This is a genomic window from Nocardia macrotermitis, assembly GCF_009604405.1.
GTDB lineage: Bacteria > Actinomycetota > Actinomycetes > Mycobacteriales > Mycobacteriaceae > Nocardia > Nocardia macrotermitis.
In genome coordinates this window covers 1-17,088 of sequence record NZ_WEGK01000007.1, presented here as the reverse complement: position 1 = coordinate 17,088, position 17,088 = coordinate 1, and the positions used below count along the sequence as shown (strand labels likewise).

General features: G+C 67.2%; 18 protein-coding genes. 9 read left to right on the top strand and 9 right to left on the bottom strand.

Annotated elements, in window-relative coordinates; translation table 11 throughout:
- Positions 1-3 precede the first annotated feature (3 nt).
- Positions 4-711: a SanA/YdcF family protein gene (locus NRB20_RS17350; protein ID WP_153411199.1), complete on the bottom strand. Its 708-nt coding sequence runs from the start codon at positions 709-711 to the stop codon at positions 4-6.
- Between the two features lie 120 nt (positions 712-831).
- Between NRB20_RS17350 and NRB20_RS17345 the strand changes: the two genes are divergently transcribed.
- The 4 genes from NRB20_RS17345 to NRB20_RS17330 all read left to right on the top strand — a co-directional run bounded on the left by NRB20_RS17345 (position 832) and on the right by NRB20_RS17330 (position 5,643).
- Complete coding sequence (locus NRB20_RS17345; protein WP_153411198.1) at positions 832-1,626, top strand: nuclear transport factor 2 family protein; 795 nt, start codon at positions 832-834, stop codon at positions 1,624-1,626.
- A gap of 281 nt (positions 1,627-1,907) precedes the next feature.
- Positions 1,908-2,435 carry an MspA family porin gene (locus tag NRB20_RS17340; protein ID WP_319945044.1) on the top strand — a complete coding sequence of 176 codons (528 nt, stop codon included), beginning with the start codon at positions 1,908-1,910 and terminating at the stop codon, positions 2,433-2,435.
- A gap of 5 nt (positions 2,436-2,440) precedes the next feature.
- Positions 2,441-3,292, top strand: coding sequence for an MspA family porin (locus NRB20_RS17335; protein WP_194289898.1), 852 nt, complete (start codon positions 2,441-2,443; stop codon positions 3,290-3,292).
- Between the two features lie 500 nt (positions 3,293-3,792).
- Positions 3,793-5,643, top strand: a complete 1,851-nt coding sequence (locus NRB20_RS17330) for an Eco57I restriction-modification methylase domain-containing protein (RefSeq protein WP_153411196.1) — start codon at positions 3,793-3,795, stop codon at positions 5,641-5,643.
- Here NRB20_RS17330 and NRB20_RS17325 read toward each other — a convergent pair.
- From NRB20_RS17325 to NRB20_RS17315, 3 genes are all read right to left on the bottom strand, one after another.
- Positions 5,634-6,254, bottom strand: a complete 621-nt coding sequence (locus tag NRB20_RS17325) for a TetR/AcrR family transcriptional regulator (RefSeq protein WP_153411195.1) — start codon at positions 6,252-6,254, stop codon at positions 5,634-5,636. The genes NRB20_RS17330 and NRB20_RS17325 overlap by 10 nt on opposite strands.
- 83 nt (positions 6,255-6,337) lie before the next feature.
- Positions 6,338-6,517 carry a hypothetical protein gene (locus tag NRB20_RS17320; RefSeq protein ID WP_153411194.1) on the bottom strand — a complete coding sequence of 60 codons (180 nt, stop codon included), beginning with the start codon at positions 6,515-6,517 and terminating at the stop codon, positions 6,338-6,340.
- Between the two features lie 151 nt (positions 6,518-6,668).
- Positions 6,669-7,184 carry a gamma carbonic anhydrase family protein gene (locus tag NRB20_RS17315; RefSeq protein ID WP_153411193.1) on the bottom strand — a complete coding sequence of 172 codons (516 nt, stop codon included), beginning with the start codon at positions 7,182-7,184 and terminating at the stop codon, positions 6,669-6,671.
- Between the two features lie 121 nt (positions 7,185-7,305).
- Here NRB20_RS17315 and NRB20_RS17310 point away from each other — a divergent pair, with 121 nt between their 5' ends.
- Positions 7,306-7,794: an LURP-one-related/scramblase family protein gene (locus NRB20_RS17310; protein ID WP_319945043.1), complete on the top strand. Its 489-nt coding sequence runs from the start codon at positions 7,306-7,308 to the stop codon at positions 7,792-7,794.
- Between the two features lie 253 nt (positions 7,795-8,047).
- A complete protein-coding gene (locus NRB20_RS17305) occupies positions 8,048-9,259 on the top strand; it encodes a hydroxymethylglutaryl-CoA reductase (RefSeq protein WP_153411192.1) in 1,212 nt (403 codons plus the stop codon).
- 95 nt (positions 9,260-9,354) lie between these two features.
- Here the strand turns inward: NRB20_RS17305 and NRB20_RS17300 are convergent, their stop codons facing one another.
- Entirely contained in the window at positions 9,355-10,296 is a 942-nt protein-coding gene (locus tag NRB20_RS17300; RefSeq protein WP_153411191.1) for a helix-turn-helix transcriptional regulator, read from the bottom strand.
- A gap of 96 nt (positions 10,297-10,392) precedes the next feature.
- Between NRB20_RS17300 and NRB20_RS17295 the strand changes: the two genes are divergently transcribed.
- On the top strand, positions 10,393-10,995 hold the full coding sequence (locus NRB20_RS17295) for a TIGR03086 family metal-binding protein (RefSeq protein ID WP_153411190.1): 603 nt from the start codon (positions 10,393-10,395) through the stop codon (positions 10,993-10,995).
- A 297-nt stretch (positions 10,996-11,292) separates the two neighbouring features.
- Here the strand turns inward: NRB20_RS17295 and sigJ are convergent, their stop codons facing one another.
- Positions 11,293-12,222 carry an RNA polymerase sigma factor SigJ gene (gene sigJ / locus NRB20_RS17290; RefSeq protein ID WP_319945042.1) on the bottom strand — a complete coding sequence of 310 codons (930 nt, stop codon included), beginning with the start codon at positions 12,220-12,222 and terminating at the stop codon, positions 11,293-11,295.
- A gap of 109 nt (positions 12,223-12,331) precedes the next feature.
- Entirely contained in the window at positions 12,332-12,940 is a 609-nt protein-coding gene (locus NRB20_RS17285; protein ID WP_153411189.1) for a hypothetical protein, read from the bottom strand.
- Between the two features lie 431 nt (positions 12,941-13,371).
- On the opposite strand from NRB20_RS17285, the gene NRB20_RS17280 reads away from it, so the two are divergent.
- Entirely contained in the window at positions 13,372-14,313 is a 942-nt protein-coding gene (locus NRB20_RS17280) for a cobalamin biosynthesis protein (protein ID WP_153411475.1), read from the top strand.
- Between the two features lie 18 nt (positions 14,314-14,331).
- Here the strand turns inward: NRB20_RS17280 and NRB20_RS17275 are convergent, their stop codons facing one another.
- Complete coding sequence (locus NRB20_RS17275) at positions 14,332-15,822, bottom strand: cation:proton antiporter domain-containing protein (RefSeq protein ID WP_153411188.1); 1,491 nt, start codon at positions 15,820-15,822, stop codon at positions 14,332-14,334.
- Between the two features lie 463 nt (positions 15,823-16,285).
- On the opposite strand from NRB20_RS17275, the gene NRB20_RS17270 reads away from it, so the two are divergent.
- Positions 16,286-16,708, top strand: a complete 423-nt coding sequence (locus NRB20_RS17270) for a limonene-1,2-epoxide hydrolase family protein (RefSeq protein WP_153411187.1) — start codon at positions 16,286-16,288, stop codon at positions 16,706-16,708.
- 70 nt (positions 16,709-16,778) lie between these two features.
- On the opposite strand, the gene NRB20_RS17265 is transcribed toward NRB20_RS17270, so the two are convergent.
- Entirely contained in the window at positions 16,779-17,012 is a 234-nt protein-coding gene (locus tag NRB20_RS17265) for a DUF4351 domain-containing protein (protein WP_153411186.1), read from the bottom strand.
- Between the last annotated feature and the right edge of the window lie 76 nt (positions 17,013-17,088).

Here is a 17,088-nt window from a genome sequence, read left to right as displayed (position 1 = left end):
GGGTCACTTCCCGGCCATCGCGTCGCGGACCGAGGTCTCCTGACGGCCCAGGAATTTCGGATCCGGTTGCACGACCATCGAATACACCGCCTTGATCGCGGCGATCTGATCGCGCAGCCAGCACTTGTCATAGGTCAGGTTGTGCGCCTGGCTGTGGTCGCCGACGGCGGTGGTCCGGATGCCGACCGACCGGCACAGGGCGATGGTGCGCGGGACGCTGAAATCCTGGGTGACCACGATCGCGTTGCGCACCCCGAAGATGCGATACGCGCGAGCGCAGGACTGATAGGTGTCGAATCCGGCGTAGTCCAGGGCGATCTTGTTCGCGGGCACGCCCTTGCCGATCAGATATCTGCGCATCGCGTCGGGTTCGTCGTAGGTCGGCGTGCCGAAATCACCGGTCAGCAGCAGCGCCTTGACCTTGCCCGAATTCAGCAGGGTGCGGGCCAGGTCGAGCCGACCGGCCACATACGGGGAGGGCTGCCCGTTCGGGTAGATCTCCGCGCCCGGCACCAGGGCGACGTCGGCCTGCGGCACCGAGGTCGCGGAGTACTCCAGGCCGCTCGCCCGCCAGCGGACGACGCCGATGCACGCGCCGACCAGCACCAACACCGTGAGCGCGGCCACCGCCCCGACCCGGAGCAGCACCTTCGGCCGCAGCCAGGGTTTCAGGAAGGCTCGCACCGCCGAGGGCGTTTCACGCGGACTCATGGTCGCGAGTCTGCCCGGTCGGGGGCTCGATCCGGAATCCATTTTCCCGCCTCGTGACATGAAGTAGAACACGTTATAGGTTGGGTGCGGGGTCATCGCCCCACGTCGCGAAGGGAAAAGATGTCCGCAACGGGATCGGAACTGCTGGCCGCCGTCGAAGCTTCACCGCGCGCGGTCGCCGCGCACGACCGTGCGGCCTGGGTCGGTTTGTTCACCTCCGGAGCCCAGGTCGAGGATCCGGTCGGCTCGCGCCCGCACATCGGGCACGCGGCGATCGAGCGCTTCTACGACACGTTCATCGCGCCCAACGGCATCGCCTTCCGGGTGGAGCACGACGTGGTGTGCGGGACGACGGTGTTCCGGGATCTGGTGATCGAGACGACCATGTCCACCGGCGTCACCCTGCGGGTGCCCATGCATCTGCGCTACGACCTCGAGCGAGTGGGCGATGAGCTGAGAATCGGTGCGCTGCACGCACATTGGGAGCTGCCGGTGATGATCGTGCAGCTGCTGTCCGCCGGGGTGCGGGGCCTGGCGGCGGGGCTGCGGCTGACACCGCAGCTGCTCGGCAATCAGGGCATCGGTGGTGCGCTGGGTTTCGCGCGTGGATTCGTGCGGGTCGGTGCGGCGGGTAAGCGGGCCGCGATCGGACTGCTCGAGGATGCCGCGCGCGGGGAGGTCGAGCGGGTGCGGGCGGCGCTCGCACCGGGCGCGGTGCTGGAGTGGCCCGCCGGAATCGCGGTGGATCCCGCGGCCTTCGTCTCGCAGGCCGCTGGGACCGGGGTCGGCAAGACGATCGCGGCGGGACGTTATGTGACCGCGTCGGTGGAGACGACCGCCGGGCACGGGATCGCCGAAATCGTGGTGGCACGCGGGGGACTGGTGTCGGCGGTGCGGGTCTTCGTCTCCGACTGATCAGGCCGATCCGCCGATCCGAACTGTCCGATACATCGGGATTCGGACCCTTCGGTATGCCGGAGTACTGTCCGTGGAACCCCGGGCCCGGATGCGCTGCCGCCCCGCGATTCCCGGCAGATTCCCGGTGGGCTCACAGCGAACTCTTACCTAGATCAACAACCGTTGGCTGCGCTTGCCCGGAAACGAACGATGAAGGAAATATGAGAGTGGTTTCAGGAGCCGGTCGCTGGCTCATACGCGGTGGGGCGGGGCTCGCCGTTCTGATGCTCGGATGTGGTGTGGCGCAAGCAGATACGGTTGTACCGCTACCCAACGGACGGCAGCATTTCACGACCGCGACCGGTGTCGCGGTGGACTTCAGCCGGACCGGTGAGAAAGCGGTGATCTCCCCGTCCCTGGCCTACAACGGCCTGTCCCGGACCGCCACCATGTCCGGCACGGTCTACGCGACCGCGCCCGGCGTCACCGGCGGCACACTGGTCACCGGCTATCTGATCGGCTGCCAGGTGGATCTGTCCGGCGGGCTCTCGCTCGGCGGCGACGTCTATATCGAACCCGATTCGGCATGGCCCGAGGTCTCGCCCGGGATCAGCCTGGTGCCGGGCGGTGTGGCGCAGGTGAAATTCGGGACCAAGAAGATGGATCCCAAGGCCGGTGCGATCGGAATCGAGTACCACGATCGCGGCGTGCAGGTCGACGGTTGCGCGGGATACGCGCAGGCGCGGTCGTTCAGCACGTTGACCGTGACCAACGATCGCGGCACCGCCGAGGTCACCCTGTACGGCAACCCGTTCAGCATCGGATGAGGGCGATGAGGACGAAAACTTCGATGAATGCCAGTGCCGCAACGACATCCGGCGGACGCGCGGTGCGCGGTGTGCTGGGCAGCGCGGTCGTGGCGGGTGTGTGCGTGCCGCTCGTGCTCGGCGTCGGCGGGCAGGCCGCGGCGGATACGCATCTGCCGCTGCCCGACGGGCACGCCTCCTACACCACGCACGACGGTGTGACCGTGCACGTCGACCGCACCGGCGAGAGTGCCACGATCTCCGGATCGATGGCCGCGAGCCCGCTGTCCCGCAACGCGATGGTTTCGGCCGTCGCCGCTGTGCAGGTCACCGCGCCCGGCGGGGTGAAGGTCACCGGCGGGCGGATCGAGACCGGTTATCTGGTGGGCTGCCAGATCGACCTGGGCAGCGCGGTGCACGCCAACGGCAGTGGTAACACCGCTGATCAGACCAACTCCCAGTCCGGCAACGCGGGCGGGGAGCAGGACGGCGGCGGTGGCGCTTCGCAGGGCGGTGACAGCTCCGGCGGTGGCGGAGGTGGCGGCGGCAACGGTGGGGGTGGCGGCGGAGGCGGCGGTGGCGACGGCCTGTCGATCTCGCCCGGCGACAGCGGCGTCGGCATCACCAGCTCGGGCGTCACCCCGTACGCCGACCCCTCGATGTCGATCAAGCTCAAGCCCGGCAAGGTCGCCAGCAAGGTGATCCAGGTCTACAACTTCACCGGGACCTCCGGGACGACCCAGTACGTCGACCACACCATCTCGCTGGACGGTTGCGCCGGATACGCCGAGGCCCGCGCGTACACCACGGTCGTGCTGCACGACAACGTCATGGATTCCACGGAGACGTTGTGGGGCAAGCCTTTCAGCCTCGGCTGAGCTGGTCGGGTGGCTGGTCGGTTCGGTACCCGAGGTTGGTGGCCGAGTTGGTCGGAAGGCTGAGTTGGTCGGGCGCCTGAGTTGGCAGGATGGCTGAGTTGGTCGGGTGGCCGAGTTAGCAGGGTGGCCGTGTTGCGCGGGTAACCGAGTCGGCCGGGCGTCGATCACCGGGTTGACGACGTCGCGGTCTGTGTGCCGGTGATGAGTGAGCGCCGGTGAGTGGGCTCGCAGGGAGATGTCCCTGCGAGCCCACTGTCGTTTGGGAGCTGGGTGTGTTCGGGTTGCGCGACCTGTGTGAGTCGGGTTCGTGTCTTGTTGTACCGGCACAGCTTCGTGTCGGAGGTCGCTGTGTCGGAACGTCGTCGCGGCCGGGCGATGTATGCGGGGATTTCGTTGTCGGACGGCCGGGAGAACGCGCTCGGTGGGCGGTGGTGATTTTGTTCTGGTCAATCCGCTCGTCACCTCACATTTACCCGTCGGTCCGGGCAGAATTGGCCGGTATGGACGGCCGGGGTGGGCGGGTAGGGGCGGACCGGCGGGCGCGGGCGTCCGCCGGGGCAGGGGTGCGCAAGCGGCACGGGCGGCATTACACGCCGGTGCGGTTGGCGGAGTTCCTGGCCGAGCGGTTGCTGGAACATGTTGTGCCGCAGGGGGGATTGCGGATTCTGGATCCGGCGTGTGGGGACGGGGAATTGTTGCTGGCGGTGTATCGCGCCGCGGTGCGACGGTTTCCGGGGATTCCGGTGCAGCTCACCGGGTTCGATCTGGATGTGGCGGCGGTCGCGTTGGCGCGGGAGCGGGCGGCCGGGCTGCCGGTGAGCTGGCAGGTGGGCGATTTCCTCTGTGCCGCTGAGGAATTAGCGGACGGCAGCTTCGACGCGGTGATCACCAATCCGCCCTATGTGCGGACCCAGCAGCTCGGCGGGGCGACCGCTCGGCTGTTGAGTGTGCGGTTCGGGCTGCGTGGGCGTATTGATCTGACCCATCCGTTCGTGGCCAGCGTGCCGCGATTACTTCGGCCCGGGGGAGTCCTGGGGTTGTTGTGCGCCAATCGATTTCTCACCACGAAGGCGGGCGCGAATCTGCGCGCACTGTTGCGCGCGGAACTGACTCCGGTGGAACTCTACGACCTGGGCGACACCAAACTCTTCGAGGCCGCGGTACTTCCGGCCGTCACCGTCGCGGTGCGCGGCCCGATCGCGACTCCCTGCCGCTACGTCTCGGCCTACGAGATCCCCGACGATGAATCTGCCAGTGCCATAGATCTTTTCACCGCTCTGGCGACTGCTCGGGAATGTACGCTGCGGCACGACGGCCGCCACATCGCGATCGAGGCGGGCATACTGGATCCGGGTTCTGCTGCACAGCAACAGGAATCGAGTCGTGTGATCGGGCCGGTGGGACCGGTCGCATTGCCGGATCCTGCCGCAGCGGAAACGGAGGCCGAGCATCGACAGGAAATCGCCGTGGCGGGCCAGGGTGATGCGGATATCGGTGTGCCGCTGGATGATTCGTTGTATGCCACGCATACGGCGGTGGATGACTCCACACCGTGGCGGATGTCGCGACCGGGGGTGGACGAGTGGCTGCGGCGGGTGCGGGGCGGGACGTGGCGAACCTTCGGGGAGGTGGCACGAATTCGGGTGGGGATCAAGACGACTGCGGATCGGGTGTTCATCTCCGACGAGTGGGAACGACATACCTCGCCGCCGGAACCGGAGTTGCTGTTCGATCTGATCACCCATCACGATGTGGTGCCGTGGCGGATCTCCCGGGAAAGACCCAGACAGGTGCTCTACCCGTACGATGTCAGCTGCTCTCGCCGCATACCGGTGGATCTGACCGAATTTCCTTGTGCGGCATCCTATCTGGCGGAACACAAGGACGTGCTGGCCGCGCGCGACTATCTCACCGCGAGCGGCCGGGAATGGTTCGAGATCTGGGTGCCGCAACGTCCGCACCTGTGGCGGCATCCCAAACTCGTCTTCCCCGATATCAGCGTCGCACCGCGTTTCGCGCTCGATCGCAGCGGCGCGATCGTCAACGGCGACTGCTACTGGATCTCGGTACCGGACATCGGCAGCGACACTCTCGCGTATCTACTGATGGGCGTGGCGAATTCGACGCTGGGGCTGCGCTTCTACGACGCGGTGTGCGGTAACCGGCTCTACGCCGCCCGACGCCGATGGATCACGCAATACGTTGCGCGCCTTCCGGTTCCGGACCCGTCCACCCCGGCGGCGGTCGCACTCGTGCACGGCGTCCGGGCCGCGCTGGAGCACGATTCGGTACCGGATCCGCGGGCATTGGACGAATGGGTCGAGGCCGCGTTCGGACTCGATCAGCGGTGATGTCCGCCCATCATGGGTAGCAGGGTGCGGCGGGCGAACTCGCGCGCGGCGGCCTCGTCGCCCAGCGGGATCATCCCGTCGGGGGTCAGCGCCAGGGACTGCGCCAGGCGCACCATGATCTCCGCGACCAGGTCGGCGTCGAAATCCCGGTCGGTGTCGTCCTGGTGCAGGATGCGCAGCTTGTCGGCCAGGTAGGCGCGCCCGACCGCGAGTATCGGCCCGCCCTGGGTGGTCAGCCGCGGCAGGACCAGATCCGGTTCGGTGCGCAGCAGGCGTTGCAGCAGTTCGTTGTGGGCCAGCGCGGTGATGAAGGCGACGAAGATCTCCGCCAGCTGATCCTCACCGTCGGTGATGGCCTGGACGCGCTCCTCGATATCGGCGACGAGCCGCTGCGCCTCCCGCACCCCCACGGCCTGCACCAGATCGTTCTTCGACTCGTATCGGCGGTACAGCGTGGCCGGGCTGATCCCGGCCCGGCGCGCGACCTCGCCCATGCTGGTGCGCTTGATTCCGAAGTCCATGAATGCCGACAGCGCGCTTTCGAGCAGGTGCTCACCATCGGCCCGGGGCTTTTCCAGAATGCGGGCCAGGATCGAGTGAACAGTGGGCATCGAGCCTCCAGATAGTCGGCGGATACCGCGTCGTTGCGGGGGGACTTTTCTCATTGTGTCATCGCCGCAACGGTTAACAGCTATTACCGCAGATCCAGGGCGTCCATCTCCTGTTCGATCGCGTTCGCGGCGAAGTCGATTCCGCTGGAACGTAATTCGTGGACCCGGCGCTGTAACGCCTCGATACCCCCCGGCTGGGCCGCGATATCGGCCACACTGATTCGCCCGTTGGATCGGTGCATACCGGACTGCTCGCACGCCACCGTGAAACCTCCTTGCCCAACGCTCGCACACCCGCTGCCAGGCGATATCCCTTGTGCGGCCATCCGTCTCGGCCACACCACCCGGACATCGGGCGCGCTGCCACGATGCTAGCAAGTCCCGGCAACCCCGATTCGGACCCTGTGTGACGAGTCACACCTCGGTGGCGTCCCGGTGCACGGCCAGATTGTGCAGGTACACAGTGGCGTTCAGGCGAATGCGCTCGAGCTCCGCCTCGCCGAGTTCGCGCCGCACCTTGCCCGGCACCCCGGCCACCAGGGAACCGGGCGGGATCTGCGCGCCCTCCGGAATCAGCGCGTTGGCCGCGATCAGGCTGCCCGCGCCGATCACCGCGCCGTTCAGCACGGTCGCGCCCATGCCGACCAGGACGTCGTCGCCGACCGTGCAGCCGTGCAGGATCGCGTTGTGCCCCACCGAAACCCCCGCACCCACCGTGAGTGGGAAGCCCGGATCCGCGTGCAGCACACAGCCGTCCTGGATGTTGGTGCGCGCGCCGACACCGATGTCCTCGAGATCGCCGCGCAGCACCGCCGAGTACCAGATCCCGACCTCGGAGCCCAGCGTCACCCGCCCGATCACCGTGGCGTTCGGCGCGACCCACGCGGTCTCGTCGATCCGCGGCGCGTGCTCACCCAGTTTGATCATCATGCTCGTCAACCTACCGGCGGGTTGTCGGCGCGAATGCGTCAGCAGGGTCCCGGCCTCCGTTTCGCGGCTGCCGCTGTGCCTTTCGAGGTTCGCGCGTGGGGGATTCGGGCAGACTGGAGTTGTGCGATATGTGATGCGGCAGCGGGTGCTGGGGTTCGGGCAGGACTACTGGGTCACCGACGACTCGGGGAACAAGGCGTTTCTGGTCGACGGGAAGGCGCTGTCGTTCCGGCGGACCTTCGAGTTGCGAGGGCCGCAGGGGGAGGTGTACGCGGTGGGGCGCAGGAAGGTGTTCGCGCTGCGTAATGCCATGGTGGTGAGTGTCGGTGGCGGGCATGCGGCGACCGTGCGCAAGAAGCTGTTCAGTCCGTTGCGGCACAGTTTCACCATCGCGCTGGCCAACGGTGAGCAGTGGACCGCGCGCGGGGATCTGATCGAGAAGAACTACACGCTCGAGGGGCCGGGCGGCATCGTCGCGGAAACTTCGCGCAAGTGGTTCCGCATTCGTGACAGCTACGGTGTCGAGATCTATCACCCTGATGTGCCGTTGGCGCTGGCGATCGTCGTCTGCGTCGACGAGATGGTTGCCGCCGCGCGCGAAAGTGAATAGGGGGACGCGCGACGAGGTTTCGGAAGGCGCTCGGGGGTCGGTTCGGAGGCCACCGCAAGACCTACTGTTCACGATGGCTACGCCCTCGCGCCGCGCAAGATTTCCTACTCGTTAGATACTTGTGATGGGCGAATTACGCTGCGGCGCTGGATAATTGCTCACAATGCGCTATACGGATCGGGCGGATACGCTCCGTGCGGGAGCCGCTCCCAGTACCTGCCTCACGGGGCAACGATCCGAGTGGAGAGTTGTGATGACGATCAATCCGGTGGTCGACGAAACGCCCGTCATCGAGAAGATGCCAGGGCTCGGGGAGTACTCGGAACAGGCTCGCGCGCAACGGTTGACGTGGTACAGGTCCGCGACGGGCGCGTCGCTCGACGCGTTGCGCGAACCGGGGGTTTCCGCGGAATCGGTGCGCGGGAACATCGAGAACTACGTCGGCACCATCGAGGTGCCGGTCGGTCTGGCCGGGCCGCTGCTGTTCGACGGTGAGCACGCGCAGGGGCCGATCATCGCGCCGATGGCCACGGTGGAGGGCGCGGTGCTCGCCTCGACCGCCCGCGGTGCGCGCGCCATGACCGATTCGGGCGGGGTGGTGACCCGGGTGCTGCGGCAGCGGATGACGCGCGTGCCCGGCTTCGGCTTCGGCTCGCTCGAACAGGCCGCCCGCTTCGCGCGCTGGGTGCCGTTGCAGTTCGATCAGCTGGCCGCGCGGGTGCGCGAGGCGTCCCGGCACGCGTTGCTGCTCGACGTCGAGGCGGTGCAGATCGGGCGCGATGTGCACGTGCGGTTCTGCTATGAGACCGCCGACGCCACCGGCCAGAACATGACCTCGGCGACGACCTGGAACGCCTGCCAGTGGATCCTGGACCACGTCGGCGAACTGTCCGGGGTGGACGTGCTGTGGTTCATCATCGAGGCCAATATGGCCAACGACAAGAAGGCCGCGAGCCTGAGCACCATCGGCGGGCGCGGCTATCGGGTCGTCGCGGAGACGCTGCTGACCCGGGACGCGATCGAGCGGGTCTTGAAGACGACACCCGAGATGCTGCACCGCACCCTCCAGGTGTTCGACGACGCCGCCTGGCACAGCGGTGCGCTCGGGCCCGATGTCGACGCGGCGAACGTGCTCGCGGCGATCTTCATAGCGACCGGGCAGGATGCGGCGAGCGTCTTCGAGTCGGGTACCGCGATGATCTCCAGCCGGTTCGAGGGTGATGATCTGCTGATCACGTTGACGTTGCCGAGTCTGCTCGTCGCCACGGTCGGCGGCGGTACCGGTCTGCCGCAGCAGCAGGCGTTCCTGGAAGCGCTGGGTTGCGCGGGGGCGGGGAAGGCGCGTCGGCTGGCCGAGATCGTCACCGGTTTCGCTCTGGCGCTGGATATTTCGACCGTTGCGGCGATCGCGGCGGGGCATTTCGTCGCGGCGCACGAGCAGCTCGGGCGTAACAAGCGGATCTGAGGGTTGTGGCCGGGAGGGGGTTTCGCGCGGCGTTGCTCCCTTCCGGTTTGCAATAGTGTTTCGGCGCAAGGGTTTTCGTTCGCTGCCGGTTGCGGCTAATCCGCTGTTCGGGCAAGGATTCTGCGTGCGTTGTCGGCCATCGTGGTGCGGACCCAGTCCGGCTCGATGATGGTGATCGCGTGTTCCAGGGACGCGATCCACAAGGTGCGCAACGCCATTGCGCGATCGGCGAATCGCAGGTGTACTCGGACGGTGTCGGCGGCGTGGTCGATCTCGCTCACCGGCGGCTCGGTGATCGCGTGACCGATCTTCGCCACATCGCCTGGCGCGCAATCGATCACCACTTCCAGAGGTTCGAAGGACGAGAGGAATTCCGTGCGTCGTCGCTCCCACACCTCGTTCAGATCCACTCGCTCCGACCGCTCGGCCGCCTCCTCGAGCAGCTCGGCGTCGGTTACTCGTGATACGCGGTACATCCGTTCCCGGCCAACGGAATTCGCGACCAGATACCAGGTTCCTCCGGCCACGATCAGGCCGATCGGATCGAGTACCCGTTCGGTGATCTCGGCTCCGCGTCGCTGGTAGCCGATCCGTACTTTCCGGCCCCCGAATACCGCCTGCTGGAGTACGGCGAGCGCGTCCAGCGTGTCCGGAGAACGGACGAATCCCTCGGGGCGCACCAGGATTCGCTGACTCGCCTCGGCCACGCGATCTCGATGCATCTCCGGTAACGCGGCCTCGAGTTTGCGCATGGCGCTGACGGCGGCGGGGGAATCGATGCGGCCGGTGCCGGACAGCAACGCGATCGCCTCGTCGAGGGTCAGGCCGGTCAGGTCGGTGCGATAGCCGGGCAGGAGTGCGAAACCGCCGTTGCGGCCGCGTTCGGCGTAGACCGGCACGCCGGACAGCGACAGGGCCTCGATATCGCGCAGGATGGTCCGTTCCGACACCTCGAGCTCGGCCGCGATCGCGGCGGCGGTGAGTCGCTCGCGCTTCTGCAACAGCATCAGCACCGCGATCAATCGTTCTGCGCGCATGCCGAGAATTCTCTCTCGAAAACACGACAGAAGATGTCAGGTTTATGCGTTTGACTTGGTCCCGAACACGACGACAACCCGAAAGGACATCGAAAAATGGCCATCGACCAGCCCGCCGACCCCCGCCCCGCCTACGCCGCCGCCACCACCTGGGTCGCCGACCTGCTCGCCGGAGTGACCGACACCCAGTTGGACGGCCCGACCCCCTGCGACGAGTTCGACGTCCGCACCCTCATGCGCCATCTGATCGGCACCGGGAAACGCGGTCTCGCCCTCGCCGAGGGCACCGACATCCTGGCCGTCCCGCCGATCGACGACCGCCACGACGCCGCGACCTACGCCGAAGCCACCGGCCGAGCCGTAGAACTGCTGGCCGGCAGCTCACGCCTCGGCGAGATCGTCACGGTGCCGTGGGGCCAGGTCCCCCTCGCGGCCGCGCTGTGGGGGTACATCAGCGAAGCGCTCACGCACGGTTGGGATCTCGCGGTCGCCACCGGACAGAACTCCGAGGCCGACCCCGCGATCGTCGAACCGACCCTCGCCGCGGCCCGCCAATTCATCCCCGCCGAAATCCGCACCCTGGACGACATCCCCTTCGGCCCCGTCGTCGAGCCACGCGCCGAGGCCGGTCTGACCGAACGCCTCGCCAACTGGACCGGCCGCACCTCGGCGAATTGGATCCAGGTCGCCGCAAGCTGAACCGGGTTGATGTCGGCCAATATCTGTTGCGGGACAATGGCTTTCGATCGATATTGTCCAGTTGCACAGTTCGGTCGCAGCCGACGCCCGCCTCTGCTGCTGTTCGCGGATGCAATCCGCCCCGGGTTCTGCGGCGGTCGAATCCGTCCGGGGTTCCGCGGCAGGCGGGTTGTGGGGGTGCGGATGCCATCGACCGGACTCGGTGTGCCCGACAACTGGTGTGGGAGAGCTGTTTTCGGTCGATGTCGTCCGGGGCGCGGGCTGACTGCGGTCCGATTTTCGGCTCGATGGCGCTGCCTACAGGTACCAGTCGGGCTCCGGGTTCTCCGGCAGGTGGCGGAGTTTGTCGGGGTTGCGGACGACGTGGATGGCGGTGATGACGCCCTGTTCGACGGTGAAGGACATGACGCCGGGGTGGGCGCCGTCGAAGACCAGGAGGCCGGGTTGGCCGTTGACGTGCACTTCCCGGCCCCAGGCGCCCGTGGCGGCGCGGTACCAGCCGAGGAACAGTTTGGCGATGAGTTCGGAACCGCGGACCGGGTGGCGGACCGCCGGGACCTTGCCGCCGCCGTCGGCGGTGAGGACCACGTTCCGGTCGAGTATGCCCAGCAGGGCGCTCATATCGCCGGTGCGCCAGGCCAGGGCGAAGGCGGAGACGACCTTGCCGTGTTCGTCTGCGCTGGCGGGGAAGCGCGGGGTGCCGTCCTCGACGTGTTTGCGGGCGCGGGAGGCCAGTTGCCGGACCGCGGCAGGAGTGCGGCCGACCACCTCGGCCACCTCCGGGCCGGTCATTCCGAACACCTCCTGTAGGACGAATGCGGTGCGTTCGGCGGGGGTGAGCGACTCCAGCACCACCAGTAGCGCGGTGGTGACGCGCTCGTCCTGGGTGATGCGGTCGGCGGGATCGTCGTCGGTGCTGACCTGCGGTTCCGGCAGCCATTCCCCGACGTACTGTTCGCGGCGGGCGCGCGCGGAACCGAGCTGATCGAGGGCGAGTCGTCCGGTGACGGTGGACAGCCAGGCCCGCAGATTATCGATCCGCTCACCCGGCGCGCGATTCTCGTGCCAGCGCTGCAACCGCAACCACGCCTCCTGCACGACGTCGTCGGCGTCGCTGAGACTGCCCAGCGTGCTGTAGGCGAGTCGCCGCAGATACTGCCGATGCTCCTCGAACCGCCGGGCCAGCTCGGCCTGGTCGATATCCTCGGGGTGTTCGTCGGTCGTCACTGTGCGTCCTGTCTGCCGTGCCCGCGCGGGGTAACGCGAGCTTATCGGTCGAAAGGTGGACGAAATCGTGGCTGGATGTGTGACATGCCCGCTCGGGTGCCGCGATGCTTCAAGACTGCAAGGACATCGAGAGCAGGCCCAGACCGTCGGCGGCCGCGCGGCGGAACAGGCCCAGCGGTGTGTCCAGGAGTTCGTCGGGGTCGCAGATCCAGCCGCCGTCGACCATGCCGGTCATCCAGGCTTCGATACGCGCGGTCACCTGTTCGCGCCGTTCGCCCTCGATCGCGAGCGCCTGCTCGACGTTCGGCAGGGCGCGGGTGACCTCCGCCGCGGGCAGCAGGAAATCACCGAGGCGGCCGGGGAGCAGATCCGTGGCCGCGGGCCCGAGGCCGTAGCACAGCGCCGCGGTGGGATCGCCCTTACTCGCCTCGACCTGGTAACTGTGTTCCGGACCCGGTTCTTCGGGCAGGGCGCGGAAGGCATCCCACAACTCGTCGCCGCATTCACAGAGGAACAGGTCGCGGAAATCCTCGGCCTCCACGGAGGTCACGTTCCACCCGTTCAGATCCTCCTCGATCGGGAAGTCGCCGCCGCTCGCTCGCCATCGGGCCATCTCCGCCGGGTACGGCTCGGTCAGATCGTCGGCGAAATGCGGCCTGAGTGTACGGATCGCGTCATCCGGAAGCGCGGTGACGGACCAGACCCCGATATATCCCATGGGCAGATCACAGCACAGGGGTACGACAATTCCGCACCGATCGGCGCTTGACCAGGCACGAGCCTCCGGAACCGCGTCCGATGTGGTTGTGCTGATCCGAGCGGTCCGCCGCATGGTGTCCTGAGGCCCGCCGCGCATGGTGTCCTGTGGTCTGCCGCGCATGGTGTCCTGTGGTCTGCCGCATGGCGTCTCGAGGTCTGCTGCGCGGTGTTCTGAGGTCCGCCGCACGGTGTCCTGAGGGTCACCGCACCGTGTGTCATGCTGTCGCACGATCGGTCACCGGAGGCCAGGAGAGCTGCGCTGGAAACGGCTCTGGGACACGATGAGTCGACGTCGATGCCCGGTGGTCCGAGGAGTTGCGGTGGATGCGGGGTGCCCGGCCGGTACTGGGCGGTGAGGCGGCGCGTTAGTCTCGGTCAGTGGGTACTCGGATGTCGACGGCGATCGGATTGGTGCTGGGGTTCGGGCTGGACCGGGCGTTCGGGGATCCGCGGCGGTGGCATCCGGTGGCCGGGTTCGGTTCGGCTGCCGCGAGACTGGAGTCGGTGACCTATCGGGGGGATCGGGTGGCCGGGGTGGTGCACGAGGTGGTGCTCGTCGGTGGGACCGCTGCTCTGGGGGCGGCCCTCGGCAGGGTGGGGCGCGACGAGCGGACGAGGTGGGGGTGTGCAGCCGCCACGGGGTTGACCGCGCTCGCGACCTGGACCGTGCTGGGCGGTACGACCTTGGCGCGGACCGGGCAGGCGATGGCCGATCGGCTCGAAGCCGATGATCTGGACGGGGCCCGCGCGCTGCTGCCGTCGCTGTGCGGGCGTGATCCGGAGGTGCTCGACGCGGACGGATTGGCCCGTGCCGCAGTCGAATCCATCGCCGAGAACACCTCCGACGCGACCGTCGCGCCGCTGGTGTGGGGTGCGTTGGCCGGAATCCCGGGCCTGCTGGCGTATCGCGCGGTGAACACCCTGGATGCGATGGTCGGGTACCGGAACGAGCGTTATCGGAACTTCGGCTGGGCCGCGGCCCGCACCGACGACCTGGCCAACCTACTTCCGGCCCGGGTGAGCGGTGTGCTGACCGCGGCGCTGGCACCGGTGATCGGCGGACGGCCCGATGCCGCGTTGCGCGCCTGGCGTCGGGATGCCGCCAAACATCCGAGTCCCAATGCGGGCGTTGCCGAATCGGCGATGGCCGGTGCGTTGGGGGTACAACTGGGCGGGCGCACCCAATACCGGCACGGCACCGAATTGCGTCCGACGCTCGGGAACGGTCCCGTGCCCCGCGTCGCGGATCTCCGTCGCGCCGTGCGACTTTCGGAGTCCGTGCAGTTCGCCGCCGCGCTCACCGCCGCTGCCGTGAGTCTGTCGCGGAGATAGCTTCTGCGTCAAGGCTTCTCATGAAAGCTGTTGCGGTCCAATGGTATCCGAGGTGAACAGATCGGAAATCATTGCGCGGGAATCGGGTTCGGCCAGTACGAGGACTTCGTCACCGCTGAGCAGCAGGGTCTCCGGAGTGACGGTGACCAGACGTCCACGCCGGATGATGACGCTGACCCACAGATCGTCCGAGGGAAGCTCCCCGACGCTGGTCCCATCGGCGACCGAACCCGCGGCCACGGTGAACCGGTGCAGACTGTCGGGCTCCTCCTCGAAACGGGCATTCATCGTCCACGGTCGCGGATTCACCGTCTGCAACGGTATGCCGAGCCGCCGCGCCAGCACCGGAACCAGCCCGCCCTGCACGATCACCGAGAATGCCACCACCACGAAGATGATCTCGTAGGCCCGCTGCGCGTCGGGTACCCCGGCCCGAATGATGTAGGTGCCCAACAGAATCGGGACCGCGCCCTTGAGTCCGGTCCACAGTACGAACAGTCGTTCGCCGCGTGTCAGACGCATCCGCCAGATCAGCGCGCCGACCAGTAGCGGCCGGATCACCAACGTCAGCAGGACCGCCAGCAGCAGCCCAATCCACCACGCGCCGCCGTCGACCACACCGTGCGGCCCGGTGACCTGAATGGTGAAGCCGAGCAGTACGAACGCCACGATCTCGCCGAGACTGGCCAGCGCCGAATGGAATCGCTCGATATCGCCGCGATAGGGGGCGCGCTGATCGCCGATGACCACGCCCGCCACCAGCACCGCGAGGAATCCGGAACCGTGCGCGAGCGTCGTCGCGCCGTAGATGGCGAGCACGCACATCAGCACTCGCAGCGAATACAGTCCCGCCGCGGGCAGCGGCACTCGCCGCATGAACCACAACAGCCCCAGCCCACCGCCCAGCCCGGCCACCGCGCCGACGATGATCTGCACCGCGAATTCCCCCAGCACCGAGCCGACCGACTGCACGTCGATCCGGCTCGCCCCCAACAGCACCACCAACAGCGCGATCCCGACCGGATCGTTGGCCCCCGATTCCCCCTGCACCACGACCCCGCCGCGCCCACCGATCTGCCGCCGCCCCAGCACCGAGAACACCACCGCCGGATCGGTCGGCGACAACGCCGTACCCAGCAACAACGAGATCCGCCAGTCCATCCCGAACAGACCGTGTGCGGCGAACGTCACCGCAGCCGCCGTCACCAACGTCCCGGCAACCCCGATCCAGGTGATCGCCCCCGCATTGGCCCGAAACCGCCGCCACCCGATCTGCATCCCCCCGTCGAACAGCACCACCACCAGCGCAACAGTGACGATCTGCTCCACCAACGTGATCGGTATCTTCGCCAGCCCCGGCCAGATATCCGAAGCTGCCGCGGCCCCCACCAGAAACAACGCGGGCGCAGGCACCGGAACCCACTCACCCAGCCGATTCGACAACACCGCCGCCAACCCCACCAGCGCGGCGATCAACAACACAACCGCGAACGGCGTCACATCATTCATCGCGCCGGCACCCCGGAAACACCCCACCGGTCGTCAGAACGATACGAATACGATTGTGCACGCACGGAAGCCCTTTCGACCCACTGACTGATTCCGTCGACCAGACTTCCCGACACACCTGTCCCGATTTTAACGGTTCTCTGATCTTCGATCGCGCGCACATCCGGACACCGCCACGTCCCGCCCGTGGAGCACGGGTGCTGCACCTGTCGAACCCGCCTGGGGCGGCCGGACAGGATTCGACCTCGAAGACGAGTGCGACCGCACCGTGGTCTACGAAATCATCCTCGGGAAGCCCCGAACATCGCCTCCGAGAACTGGTCAGCGTGCGATTCGTCGCCGCGATCAGGACCCGGATGCGCCCCGCCTGCGCGGTCCGCGCCCTGTGGGAAGACCGGGCGCGAATGGCGTCTACAGTCCTCCTCTGACGATGACAGCGACTGCGGAATAGTATCGTGATGCTATGGGGGCCAAGCGAACTGCCGAGTTGTTCCTGGATCTGATGCGCCGCCGGGACCCCGCGTTCGCGGACCTGCTTCATCCCGACGTCGAGTACTCCATGTCGTCGCCGACGATCCGGGGCAAACGCAATGTGTTACGAGTCATGCGGCTCTTCCGCAATGTCGACATCGTGCACATCGACTCCGTCGCCGCAGCCGGCGACACCGTTCTGAGTGAACGCATCGACCGAATCAACCTGGGCCCCATACACATCTACGTATGGATCAACGCCCGATTGACGATCCGCGACGGACAGATCGTCAGCTGGCGCGACTACAGCGACCCCTGGGAACTGAGCACCGGGCTCCTACGCGCACTCGCAGGCACGATCATCCCAGCACTCCGCCCGCAGCCACCCGCAGCGGCTCGAAATGCAGGTCACTGAGAACCTCGTCAGGCCAGGTCTATTCGTCGCACTCCCGCGTCACCGGGCTGCGCGACCCGGGTCACGGGGTTCAGCCGAAGATTTCGTCGAGGGATGTCGCGGTCAAGATCCGTTCGCTCCACCGTTCGAGAGTGGTTGTGTCCGCGGCTTCGACTCTGTTGACAATCTGGTCGGTGAGCTGCCCGAATTTGATCGTCAGCAGATGTACCAGCACGATGGCTTGCCCCTCGGCGAGCCCTTTGGCGTAGCCCTTCTTGAACCCTTTGGCGTAGCCTCTGGCTTCGAGTTGTTCGGCGGTGGTCATCGTGGTTTCCTTTGCCGCTGGGCCGGGTTGGTGGACGAGTCGGCTCGGGTTGTGGGGTGTCAGCTGAAGACTTCGG